This window comes from Kosakonia oryzendophytica (genome assembly GCF_900094925.1).
Lineage (GTDB): Bacteria > Pseudomonadota > Gammaproteobacteria > Enterobacterales > Enterobacteriaceae > Kosakonia > Kosakonia oryzendophytica.
In genome coordinates, this window is the sequence record NZ_FMAY01000002.1 from 231,219 (window position 1) to 243,198 (window position 11,980).

At 54.9% G+C, this 11,980-nt stretch carries 8 protein-coding genes; 5 read left to right on the top strand and 3 right to left on the bottom strand.

Annotated elements, in window-relative coordinates; translation table 11 throughout:
- Window positions 1-48: 48 nt before the first annotated feature.
- Both paeA and msrA read right to left on the bottom strand, forming a co-directional pair.
- Window positions 49-1,383 carry a polyamine export protein PaeA gene (gene paeA, locus GA0061071_RS04280; protein ID WP_061498351.1) on the bottom strand — a complete coding sequence of 445 codons (1,335 nt, stop codon included), beginning with the start codon at window positions 1,381-1,383 and terminating at the stop codon, window positions 49-51.
- 180 nt (window positions 1,384-1,563) lie between these two features.
- Window positions 1,564-2,208, bottom strand: coding sequence for a peptide-methionine (S)-S-oxide reductase MsrA (gene msrA / locus GA0061071_RS04285; protein WP_088237280.1), 645 nt, complete (start codon window positions 2,206-2,208; stop codon window positions 1,564-1,566).
- A 245-nt stretch (window positions 2,209-2,453) separates the two neighbouring features.
- On the opposite strand from msrA, the gene tamA reads away from it, so the two are divergent.
- From tamA to GA0061071_RS04300, 3 genes are read left to right on the top strand one after another with little or no spacing between them, the layout of a single operon-like run.
- Window positions 2,454-4,187, top strand: a complete 1,734-nt coding sequence (gene tamA, locus GA0061071_RS04290) for an autotransporter assembly complex protein TamA (protein ID WP_088237281.1) — start codon at window positions 2,454-2,456, stop codon at window positions 4,185-4,187.
- Window positions 4,184-7,960 carry an autotransporter assembly complex protein TamB gene (gene tamB, locus GA0061071_RS04295; protein ID WP_088237282.1) on the top strand — a complete coding sequence of 1,259 codons (3,777 nt, stop codon included), beginning with the start codon at window positions 4,184-4,186 and terminating at the stop codon, window positions 7,958-7,960. Before tamA ends, tamB begins: the two co-directional genes overlap by 4 nt.
- A 2-nt stretch (window positions 7,961-7,962) precedes the next feature.
- Complete coding sequence (locus GA0061071_RS04300) at window positions 7,963-8,310, top strand: gamma-glutamylcyclotransferase family protein (RefSeq protein ID WP_061498339.1); 348 nt, start codon at window positions 7,963-7,965, stop codon at window positions 8,308-8,310.
- A gap of 165 nt (window positions 8,311-8,475) precedes the next feature.
- Here the strand turns inward: GA0061071_RS04300 and ppa are convergent, their stop codons facing one another.
- Window positions 8,476-9,006 carry an inorganic diphosphatase gene (gene ppa, locus GA0061071_RS04305; protein ID WP_061498336.1) on the bottom strand — a complete coding sequence of 177 codons (531 nt, stop codon included), beginning with the start codon at window positions 9,004-9,006 and terminating at the stop codon, window positions 8,476-8,478.
- Window positions 9,007-9,406: 400 nt separating this feature from the next.
- Here ppa and ytfQ point away from each other — a divergent pair, with 400 nt between their 5' ends.
- Both ytfQ and ytfR read left to right on the top strand, forming a co-directional pair.
- Complete coding sequence (gene ytfQ / locus GA0061071_RS04315) at window positions 9,407-10,363, top strand: galactofuranose ABC transporter substrate-binding protein YtfQ (protein ID WP_061498330.1); 957 nt, start codon at window positions 9,407-9,409, stop codon at window positions 10,361-10,363.
- A gap of 110 nt (window positions 10,364-10,473) precedes the next feature.
- On the top strand, window positions 10,474-11,976 hold the full coding sequence (gene ytfR, locus GA0061071_RS04320) for a galactofuranose ABC transporter, ATP-binding protein YtfR (protein ID WP_088237283.1): 1,503 nt from the start codon (window positions 10,474-10,476) through the stop codon (window positions 11,974-11,976).
- The last annotated feature ends 4 nt before the right edge of the window (window positions 11,977-11,980 follow it).

Consider the following 11,980-nt stretch of genomic DNA (forward strand, 5'->3'; position numbering starts at 1 on the left):
ACTATAAAAAAACGGCCCCGATGGGGCCGTTGACATTTTAGCGACGCCTCACGCTGCGCCTTTCTCTTCCGCATCCGGCAGCTTTGGCGTGAGCAGCGTTGTACGCGTGTCGACACGCGTCACCAGCAGCTGATCGATTCGGTAGTTATCAATATCCACCACCTCGAACTTATAGCCCGAGAACTTCACTGCATCGGTGCGTTTCGGGATTTTACGCAGCATAAACATCATAAAACCGCCGATGGTTTCATAGTTGCCCGACTGCGGGAACTCATCGATATCAAGCACGCGCATGACGTCGTCAATAGGTGTACCGCCGTCAATCAGCCATGAGTTTTCATCACGGGCGACGATCATCTCTTCCACCTGGCCGACCAGGTCGCCCATCAGCGTGGTCATCACATCGTTAAGGGTGATAACTCCCACCACCAGTGCGTATTCATTCATGATAACGGCGAAGTCTTCCCCGGCGGTTTTAAAGCTTTCCAGCGCTTCGGAGAGGGTCAGCGTGTCCGGCACAATCAACGTGTTGCGGATCTGCACGCCGCTGTTGAGCGCCATGCTCTGATTCGCCAGTACGCGGTTAAGCAGATCTTTCGAATCCACATAGCCAACAACGTGGTCTATATCGTCGTTACAGACCAGAAATTTCGAGTGCGGATGCTCCGCGACCTTGTTTTTCAGGCTCTGCTCATCTTCGTGTAGATCGAACCAAATCACGTTTTCACGGGAGGTCATGGAAGAAGGGACGGTGCGCGATTCCAGCTCAAACACGTTCTCGATCAGTTCATGTTCCTGCTTACGCAGCACGCCAGCCAGCGCGCCCGCTTCAACCACCGCGTAAATATCGTCAGAGGTGATGTCATCTTTACGCGCCATCGGCAGTTTAAAGATGCGGAAGATGACATTTGCCAGGCCGTTAAAGAACCAGACCAGCGGACGGAAAACGAATAAACAGAAGCGCATCGGGTTGATGATACGCAAAGCCACAGCTTCGGGCGCAATCATACCGATGCGTTTCGGCGTCAGATCGGCAAACAGGATGAACATCCCGGTGACCAGCGAGAAGGAGATGATAAAGCTGAGCTGTTCGGCAAGTTCCGGAGAAACCACCCTGACCAGCAAGCTGTAAAACGCCGGAGAGAAGGCGGCATCGCCGACGATACCGCCAAGAATGGCGACAGCGTTAAGGCCGATTTGCACCACGGTAAAGAAGGTACCGGGGTTTTCCTGCATCTTCAGGATGCGTTGTGCATTGATGCTGCCTTCATCGGCCAGCAACTTAAGTTTAATTTTTCTCGATGCGGCAAGCGAGATCTCGGATAACGAGAAAAACGCACTTACTGCGATGAGACAGAGTATGACTAAGATACTGTTTAACATAATTTATCCAGCCATTGACCGGATCCTCGGAAGGGTTTTTGAATATCCATGTGGTAAACACAATGAAAGCCGGCCCGAAGCGGTGGACCGGCAATTTCGAGAGCTAGTATAGCGTAAGCGTGTTACAGGCTACCAGCGGCTTAGTTTTTGCCCATTTTTATGGCGTATTTCCGCAAAATATTAAGGGTTAAGCTGCGGCGGCAGACAAACGCCAATACCGCCGATGCCGCAGTAACCATACGGGTTTTTATGCAGGTACTGCTGGTGATCATCTTCCGCATAGTAGAACGGCGTGGCGGTTTTGATTTCGGTCGTGACCTGGCGATCATCTCCGGCGCTGCGCATCGCGGACTGAAAACGCTCAAGGCTGGCGCGGGCAGCGTCGTTTTGCTCCGGCGTCAGCGGGTAGATCGCCGAGCGGTACTGGGTGCCGTGGTCGTTACCCTGGCGCATGCCCTGTGCCGGATCGTGATTTTCCCAGAACACCTGCAGCAACTGTTCGTAACTCACCACCTTCGGATCGTACACCACGCGCACGGCTTCAGCGTGGCCGGTCTGCCCACTACACACTTCACGGTAGGTAGGATTCGGTGTAAAGCCGCCGGTATATCCTGCCGCGGTGCTGTACACGCCCGGTAATTGCCAGAACAGGCGTTCAACGCCCCAGAAACACCCCATGGCGAACAGGGCAATCTCCATGTTTTCCGGAACATGGGTCATTGAATGCCCGTTAACGGCATGTAAACTGGCGACTGGCATCGGTGTATTGCGTCCGGGTAATGCATCCGATTGAGAAACAAGCTCTTTTTTATCAAACAGACTCACGGTGGAACCTCCCGGCGGGTCAAATTGCGGTTAAGGTTGTAACGGTGCGCGTGTTTTAACACAATAAGCACCATAAACAGACTAAATTTAAACATAAGAAATTTTGGGGTAGTCGTCCGTTTTTCAACCCGTATTTTGGGTTTTTATCGGCTTGTGTTCCGCCACATTAGGCGGAGCAGGGCTTAGCGCGGAGCTGCGCTTACGTTTCCTTCCAGGGGTGGGAACAAGGATATTCAGGAGAGAACGTGCCAAAAATCCGTCTTTTATGTTTTGCCGGTTTGTTGCTGGCGAGCGAAACGGCTTTCGCCGCCAATGTGCGATTGCAACTGGAGGGGCTGACTGGAGCGCTGCAAAAAAATGTGCGAGCCCAGTTATCGACGATCCAGAGTGATGAAGTTACGCCTGACAGACGTTTTCAGGCACGCGTGGATGACGCCATTCGCGAAGGATTAAAAGCGTTAGGCTATTACGAACCTACCATTGATTTTGAACTGCGCCCGCCGCCGGAAAAGGGGCGACAGGTGCTGATCGCGCGGGTTTCGCCAGGTGAACCTGTACGGATTGGCGGCACCGATGTGATCCTGCGCGGCGGCGCGCGTACTGACAGTGACTACCTCGATTTACTCAAAACACGCCCGGCCACCGGCACGGTGCTCAATCACAGCGACTATGACGGCTTTAAAAAAAGCCTCACTAACGTCGCGCTGCGTAAAGGCTACTTTGATAGCCAGTTCAATAAGAGCCAGTTGGGCATCGCCCTCGACAGGCATCAGGCATTCTGGGACATCGACTATGACAGCGGCCAGCGCTACCGGTTTGGCGCGGTAACATTTGAAGGGTCGCAAATCCGCGACGAGTATCTGCAACATCTGGTGCCTTTTCACCAGGGCGATTATTACCAGACCAAAGACCTGGCGGAACTGAACCGCCGTCTGTCTGCTACCGGCTGGTTTAAATCGGTGGTGGTAGCGCCGGAGTTTGATAAAGCGCGGAAAACCAAAGTACTGCCGCTGAAGGGCGTGGTCTCGCCACGTACGGAAAACACCATTGAAACCGGGGTGGGGTACTCCACGGATGTGGGACCGCGTGTGAAAGCCACGTGGAAAAAGCCGTGGATGAACAGCTATGGTCACAGTCTGACTACCAGCATGAGCGTCTCCGCGCCAGAGCAGCAACTGGATTTCAGCTATAAGATGCCGCTGCTGAAAAATCCGCTTGAACAATACTACCTGGTGCAGGGCGGTTTTAAGCGCACTGACCTGAACGATACGCAAGCCGACTCCACAACACTGGCGCTTTCTCGCTACTGGGATCTCTCCAGTGGCTGGCAGCGCGCCATTAACCTGCGCTGGAGCCTTGACCACTTTACGCAAGCCAGCGTCACCAATACCACCATGTTGCTCTATCCAGGCGTGATGATCAGCCGCACCCGTTCTCGCGGCGGCCTGATGCCGACCTGGGGAGACTCTCAGCGCTATTCGGTGGATTATTCCAACACCGCATGGGGATCGGATGTCGACTTCCTCGTCATGCAGGCGCAAAACGTCTGGATCCGCACGCTCTACGATCGCCACCGTTTTGTGGTGCGCGGCAACCTGGGGTGGATCGAGACCGGCGACTTTGATCGTGTACCACCGGATCTGCGCTTCTTCGCCGGGGGCGATCGCAGCATCCGTGGTTACAAATACAAATCCATCGCGCCAAAAGATGATGATGGCAAGCTGATCGGTGCCTCAAAACTGGCGACTGGCTCGCTGGAGTATCAGTACAACGTCACCGGGAAATGGTGGGGCGCGGCGTTTATTGACAGCGGCGAAGCGGTCAGCGATATCCGCCGGAGCGACATTAAAACCGGCGCGGGTGTTGGCGTGCGCTGGCAATCGCCTGTCGGGCCAATCAAACTCGATTTCGCCGTTCCGGTCGGCGACAAAGAGGAACATGGGGTGCAGTTTTACATCGGTCTGGGGCCAGAGTTATGAGTTTATGGAAGAAAATCAGCCTCGGCGTACTGGTGTTTATTCTGCTGGTGCTGGGGACGGTCGCCTTTCTGGTGGGAACCACCAGCGGGCTTCATCTGCTGTTTAAGGCGGCGAACCGCTGGGTGCCGGGGCTGCACATTAGTCAGGTCACGGGCGGCTGGCGCGATCTGACGCTGAAAAATCTGCGTTACGAGCAGCCCGGTGTAGCGGTGAACGCCGGGGAGATCCACCTGGCAGTGAATCTGGGGTGTCTGCGTAGCAGTAGCTTGTGCATCAACGATCTGTCGTTGAAAGAGATCAACGTGGCGATCGACAGTAAAAAGATGCCGCCAGCCGCTCCTGTGCAGGAAGAGGAGAGCGGGCCGCTGAACCTCTCTACGCCGTACCCGATTACGCTCAGCCGGGTGGCGCTGAACAATGTAAATATCAACATTGACGATACGACCGTCTCGGTGATGAATTTCAGTTCCGGGCTGAGCTGGGAAGAGAAAAACCTGACGCTGAAGCCCACCTCATTGCAAGGGCTGCTGATTGCGCTGCCGAAAGTGGCGCAGGTGGCGCAGGAAGAGGTGGTTGAACCGAAAATCCACAATCCGCAGCCTCAGGAGAAGCCGCTCGGCGAAACGCTGAAAGCGCTGTTTGCCAAACCCCTGTTACCGGAAATGACCGATGTGCATTTGCCGCTCAATCTCAATATTGAGTCGTTTCGCGGCGAGCAACTGCGACTCACTGGCGACACGGATATTCTGGTGCGTAGCCTGCTGCTGAAAGTGAGCAGCCTTGACGGGCAAATGACACTTGATGCGCTGGATATCGACTCGAACCAGGGGCAGGTGAGCGCGACAGGCCGCGCACAGTTGCGTGATAACTGGCCGGTGGATTTTACGCTTAACAGCACGTTGAATGTGGATCCGCTAAAAGGCGAAAAAGTGAAGCTGCACGTTGGCGGTGACGTGCGCCAACAACTCAATATGGATGTGAACCTCTCCGGTCCGGTGGACGTGACGCTGCGGGCGCAAACGCAACTGGCGCAGGCCGGTTTGCCGCTGGAGGTTGCGGTGACCAGTAAGCAACTCTACTGGCCGTTTACCGGCGAGAAACAGTATCAGGCAGATGACGTCTCGCTGACGCTGACCGGCAAGATGACCGACTACACGCTGGCGTTCCGTACCGCGGTGAAAGGGCAGGATCTGCCACCCGCCACCATCCGGCTTGATGCAAAAGGCAATGAGCAGCAAATCAGCCTCGATAAGCTGACCCTCGCGGCGTTGGAAGGAACCACTGAGTTAACGGCGCTGCTGGACTGGCAGCAGGCGATCAGCTGGCGTGGCGAACTGGCGTTGAACGGGATTGATACGGCAAAAGCTTTTCCGGCATGGCCGTCAAAACTGAATGGCCTGATCAAAACGCGCGGTAGCCTGTACGGCGGTAGCTGGCAGTTGGATGTACCGGAGCTGAAGCTGAACGGTAATGTGAAAAACAACAAGGTGAAGGTCGACGGGCAACTGAAAGGCAATAGCTATTTACAGTGGACCATTCCCGGTTTGCATCTGGAGTTGGGGCGCAACAGTGCGGATATCAAAGGCGAACTGGGGGTAAAAGATCTCAATCTTGACGCCAATATTGATGCGCCAGGCCTGGATAACGCACTGCCAGGACTTGGGGGGACGGCCAAAGGCGTCGTGAAAATTCGCGGCACGGTCGATGCGCCGCAAGCGCTGGCGGACATCACGGCCAATAATCTGCGCTGGCAGGATCTTTCCGTTGCCCGCGTGCGGGTCGACGGGGATGTGAAATCCAGCGATCACATCGCCGGGAAGCTCAATGTGCGCGTGGAGCGTATTGCACAGCCGGGTGTCAACCTGGGCCTGGTAACGCTGGCGGCTGAAGGGAGCGAAAAACAACACACCTTACAGTTGCGTGTACAGGGGGAGCCGGTTTCCGGGCAACTGGATCTGGCGGGGAGTTTCGATCGCCAGACGCAGCGCTGGAAAGGTTCGCTCAGTAATACGCGCTTTGCCACCCCGGTAGGGCCATGGTCGATCAACCGGCCGATTACCCTGGATTACCGGAACCAGGAGCAGAAAATTGCTATTGGTCCACACTGCTGGCTTAACCCCAACGCCGAGCTTTGCGTGCCGCAACCGATTGATGCCGGCGCGGAAGGGCACGCGCTGGTGAACCTTAATCGTTTTGACCTGGCCATGCTGAAGCCTTTTATGCCGGAGACCACCCAGGCGAGCGGTGTGTTCAGTGGCAAAGCGGATGTGAGCTGGGACACGACAAAAGCCGGGCTGCCGCAGGGGCAGGTTACGCTTGTCGGGCGTAACGTGAAAGTGACGCAGGTGGTGAACGATGCGCCGTTGCCTGTGGCGTTTGATACCCTGAACCTGAACGCCCAACTGCGTAACGACCGCGCCGATCTCGGCTGGCTGATTCGGCTGACCAACAACGGGCAGTTTGATGGTCAGGTGCAGGTAACCGATCCGCAAGGGCGACGTAATCTGGGCGGCAACGTCAATATCCGCAACGTCTCGCTGGCGATGGCCAATGCCATCTTCAGCCGGGGTGAAAAGGCGGCGGGTACGCTGAACGCCAATTTGCGACTGGGCGGAAACGCGCAGAACCCGCAGTTGTTCGGGCAACTGGGATTGAACGGACTGGATGTCGAAGGCAACTTTATGCCGTTCGAGATGCAGCCCAGTCAGTTGGCGATCAATTTCAACGGTACACGCTCCGTGCTTCAGGGCGTGGTGCGCACCGGCCAGGGGCAGATTAACCTCAGCGGCGATGCAGACTGGACCCAGATGAATAACTGGCGCGCGCGGGTGGCGGCGAAGGGCAGTAAAGTGCGCATTACCGTACCGCCAATGGTGCGGCTGGATGTGTCGCCGGATGTGGTGTTTGAAGCCACACCCAGTCTGTTTACGCTTGACGGCAGTGTGGATGTGCCGTGGGCACGCATCGTGGTGCATGACGTGCCGGAAAGCGCGGTCGGCGTCTCTGGTGATGAGGTAATGCTTAACGATCAACTGAAACCTGAGAAACCGCAAAGCGCCTCGATCCCGATTAACAGTAATCTGGTTATCCACGTTGGCAACAATGTGCGTCTGAATGCGTTTGGCCTCAAAGCACGGCTGACCGGCGACCTGAAAGTGGCGCAGGATAAGCAAGGGTTGGGGCTTAACGGGCAGATCACGATCCCGGAAGGGCGTTTCCACGCTTATGGTCAGGATTTGATTGTGCGTAAAGGGGAACTGCTGTTCTCCGGTCCGCCGGACCAGCCCTTGCTGAATATTGAGGCGATCCGTAACCCGGATGCGACGGAAAATGATGTTATTGCCGGGGTTCGTGTGACCGGGACAGCCGATGAACCTAAAGCGGAGATCTTCTCCGATCCGGCGATGTCGCAGCAAGAAGCGCTCTCCTACCTGCTTCGTGGGCAGGGTCTGGACAGTGAACAGAGCGATAGCGCCGCAATGACCTCAATGCTTGTAGGCCTGGGGGTTGCACAAAGTGGGCAGGTTGTGGGTAAAATCGGCGAGACGTTTGGCGTAAGCAATCTGGCGCTGGATACTCAGGGGGTAGGCGATGCCTCCCAGGTAGTGGTCAGTGGCTACGTGCTGCCGGGTCTGCAGGTAAAATATGGCGTCGGAATTTTTGACTCACTGGCGACTCTCACGTTACGTTATCGCCTGATGCCTAAGCTGTATCTTGAAGCGGTGTCTGGCGTAGATCAGGCACTTGATTTGCTCTATCAGTTTGAGTTTTAGCAATGCGAATATTTGTCTACGGCAGTTTACGAAGCAAACAAGGCAACAGCCACTGGATGACCAATGCACAGTGGCTGGGGGATTTTTGCGTCGAAAATCATCAGCTGTTTAGTCTGGGGCATTACCCGGGTGCGGTACCGGGCGAAGGAAGCGTACAGGGCGAAGTGTATCGCATCGATGCGGCAACGCTCGGTGAGCTGGATGCACTGCGCACCGCTGGCGGCGAATATAAACGCCAGTTGATCCAGACGCCGTATGGCAGCGCCTGGATGTATGTGTATCAACGTTCGGTTGAAGGCAAGACTTTTATCGAAAGTGGTAACTGGCTCGACAGAGATAAGTACCAGTAATCGTTGTTCTCAGAGAACCGCGCCGCAGGGCGCGGTTTTTTTATGCCTGATTGCCCGCACCGATGTTCATCCGTAACGCTTTGGCTTCAAGACATCAGGCCATGCTGGGGCGAAAAAAAACCTCTGCACCGCATAAACGGTCAGAGGTTTTTCAGAAAAAATGGATTACTTCTTCGCAGCGCGTTCGAAAGAGGCAACGATTTCCGCTTTAGCGGCTTCGGCGTTGTCCCAACCGTCAACTTTCACCCATTTGCCTTTTTCGAGGTCTTTGTAGTGCTCGAAGAAGTGGGTGATCTGTGCTTTCAGCAGTTCCGGCAGGTCGTTCACATCTTTGATGTGATCGTACTCTTTGCTCAGTTTGGTATGCGGAACGGCAACCAGTTTCGCATCTTCACCGGATTCGTCCGTCATTTTCAGCACGCCAACCGGGCGGCAACGAATCACAGAACCCGGCTGCAGCGGGTACGGGGTCGGAACCAGCACGTCTACCGGGTCACCATCCAGAGAGAGGGTGTGGTTGATGTAACCGTAGTTGCACGGGTAGAACATCGCGGTGGACATAAAGCGGTCAACAAACAGCGCGCCGCTGTCTTTGTCCACTTCGTATTTGATCGGATCTGCGTTAGCCGGAATTTCGATAACGACGTAGATATCTTCTGGCAGATCTTTACCCGCCGGAACGTTCAGTAAGCTCATGTTTGTTTCCTTTAAAATGTGTGGCAAACAAGTGCCGGGTATTATAGCCAACTGGTGGCGAATGTCTTCGCCTGTTTTAATTTCCTCACATTTTCTACACGGTTTTTAGCATCTTTTTGTGACCATTTTGTCCATAACTGTAGCAGCATACTGAATAATATTTTGTAAGCGATTACAGTGAAATCTTCGCTACGTTTCAGGGCAGTAAATTTCTGCAATTTCAATGGATAATTGAGGTGCGTTAAAACGCCCCTTTTCGCGCGCCAGATCGCAACTGCCTCACAACAATTCATTCACTTTTCCGATTTGTGATGTAACGCATTTTGTTACATCTCCGATTGTCTATAGTTTTCCCCGCAGGTGAAGTTGTAGCCAACAATAACCCTACGAGGATGCTCTTATGTGGAAGCGCTTACTTCTTGTCACAGCAGTTTCGGCAGCCATGTCGTCTATGGCGATGGCCGCCCCGTTAACCGTAGGATTTTCGCAGGTTGGATCCGAATCCGGCTGGCGAGCCGCTGAAACCAACGTTGCGAAAAGCGAAGCCAGCAAGCGCGGCATTACGCTGAAAATCGCTGACGGTCAGCAAAAACAGGAAAACCAGATCAAAGCGGTGCGTTCGTTCATCGCTCAGGGCGTGGATGCCATCTTTATCGCTCCGGTGGTGGCAACGGGCTGGGAACCGGTATTGAAAGAGGCGAAAGACGCACAGATTCCGGTTTTCCTTCTCGATCGCTCCATTGATGTGAAAGACAAATCGCTCTATATGACCACCGTCACCGCTGACAACGTGCTGGAAGGCAAGCTGATTGGCGACTGGCTGGTGAAAACCGTGGCCGGTAAACCTTGTAACGTCGTTGAACTGCAAGGCACCGTCGGCGCAAGCGTCGCGATCGATCGTAAGAAAGGTTTTGCGGAAGCCATCTCCAAAGCCTCTAACATCAAAATCATTCGCTCTCAGTCCGGTGACTTTACCCGCAGTAAAGGTAAAGAGGTGATGGAGAGCTTTATCAAGGCGGAAAACAACGGCAAAAACATCTGTATGGTTTACGCCCACAACGATGACATGGTGATCGGTGCGATTCAGGCGATTAAAGAAGCGGGCCTGAAACCGGGCAAAGACATTCTTACCGGTTCTATCGATGGTGTACCGGACATCTACAAAGCGATGATCGATGGTGAAGCCAACGCCAGCGTAGAGTTGACGCCGAACATGGCAGGCCCGGCATTCGATGCGCTGGAAAAATTCAAAAAAGATGGCACCCAGCCGCCGAAGCTGACCATTACCAAATCGACGCTCTATCTGCCAGACACGGCAAAAGAAGAGTTAGAGAAAAAGAAAAACATGGGTTACTAACCCGCTCTCCACCGAGGAGAGTTCTGATAACCCTCTCCCCGCCGGGGAGAGGGCAGGATGAGGGGAAAACCCTGTGATCGTCCGGGAAATACCGTGAAGTGGAGAGGACCATGACCGACGAAGCACACCAGGAGATTTTGCGAACCGAGGGTTTAAGTAAATTCTTTCCCGGCGTAAAAGCGCTTGATAACGTCGATTTTAGCCTGCGTCGCGGCGAAATCATGGCCTTACTCGGGGAGAACGGCGCGGGGAAATCCACGCTGATTAAGGCCCTGACCGGGGTCTACCACGCTGATAAAGGCACTATCTGGCTGGAAGGCCAGGAAATCCGCCCGAAAAATACCGCCCACGCTCAGCAACTGGGTATCGGGACGGTTTACCAGGAAGTCAATCTGCTGCCCAATATGTCGGTGGCGGATAATCTGTTTATTGGCCGCGAACCGCGGCGTTTTGGTTTGCTATGTCGCAAAGAGATGGAAACACGCGCCACTGCGTTGATGGAATCCTACGGTTTCTCGCTGGATGTGCGCGAGCCGCTCAACCGCTACTCCGTGGCGATGCAGCAGATTGTGGCAATCTGCCGTGCAATCGATCTGTCGGCGAAAGTGTTGATCCTCGACGAACCCACCGCCAGTCTCGACACGCAGGAAGTGGAAATGCTGTTTACCCTGATGCGCCAGCTCAGCGCTCAGGGCGTCAGCCTGATTTTTGTTACGCACTTTCTCGACCAGGTCTACGAAGTCAGCGACCGCATTACCGTACTGCGCAACGGTGGTTTTGTTGGTTGCCGTCCTACCAGTGAACTGCCGCAAATCGAGCTGGTGAAAATGATGCTGGGGCGTGAACTGGACAGCAACGCGCTGCAACGCGCCGGCCGCACGCTTCTGAGCGAAAAACCGGTAGCGGCGTTTGAGGGCTTTGGTAAGAAAGGTGTCATTTCCCCCTTTAATCTTGAGGTGCGCCCAGGCGAAATTGTCGGTCTGGCCGGGTTACTCGGCTCCGGGCGTACCGAAACCGCCGAGGTCATCTTCGGCATCAAACCAGCCGACAGCGGGAGCGCCACCATCAAAGGCAAACCGCAAACGCTGCGCTCACCGCATCAGGCGTCGTGCCTGGGCATTGGTTTTTGCCCGGAAGATCGTAAAACGGACGGCATTATCGCCGCCGCATCGGTCCGGGAAAATATTGTGCTGGCGCTACAGGCGCAGCGCGGCTGGTTGCGTCCCATTGCCCGTAAAGAGCAGAACGCCATCGCCGAACGTTTTATTCGCCAGCTTGGCATTCGTACCCCCAGCGCCGAGCAGCCTATTGAGTTCCTCTCCGGGGGAAATCAGCAAAAAGTGTTGCTCTCACGCTGGCTGCTGACCCGACCGCAATTCCTGATCCTTGATGAGCCGACGCGCGGCATTGATGTTGGCGCTCACGCCGAGATCATTCGCCTGATCGAAACCCTGTGCGCCGATGGTCTGGCGCTGCTGGTGATATCGTCAGAACTGGAAGAGCTGGTGGGCTATGCGGATCGGGTGATTATCATGCGCGATCGCAAACAGGTGGCGGAGATCCCGCTCGCTGAACTGTCGGTCCCGGCGATCATGAATGCCATTGCGGCATAAGGAG

What these genes read in the sequence shown, in the direction of transcription:
- paeA (WP_061498351.1), bottom strand. Translation starts at nt 1,383, where the DNA reads ATGTTAAACAGTATCTTAGTCATACTCTGTCTCATCGCAGTAAGTGCG.
- tamB (WP_088237282.1), top strand. Translation starts at nt 4,184, where the DNA reads ATGAGTTTATGGAAGAAAATCAGCCTCGGCGTACTGGTGTTTATTCTG.
- GA0061071_RS04300 (WP_061498339.1), top strand. Translation starts at nt 7,963, where the DNA reads ATGCGAATATTTGTCTACGGCAGTTTACGAAGCAAACAAGGCAACAGC.
- ppa (WP_061498336.1), bottom strand. Translation starts at nt 9,006, where the DNA reads ATGAGCTTACTGAACGTTCCGGCGGGTAAAGATCTGCCAGAAGATATC.
- ytfQ (WP_061498330.1), top strand. Translation starts at nt 9,407, where the DNA reads ATGTGGAAGCGCTTACTTCTTGTCACAGCAGTTTCGGCAGCCATGTCG.
- ytfR (WP_088237283.1), top strand. Translation starts at nt 10,474, where the DNA reads ATGACCGACGAAGCACACCAGGAGATTTTGCGAACCGAGGGTTTAAGT.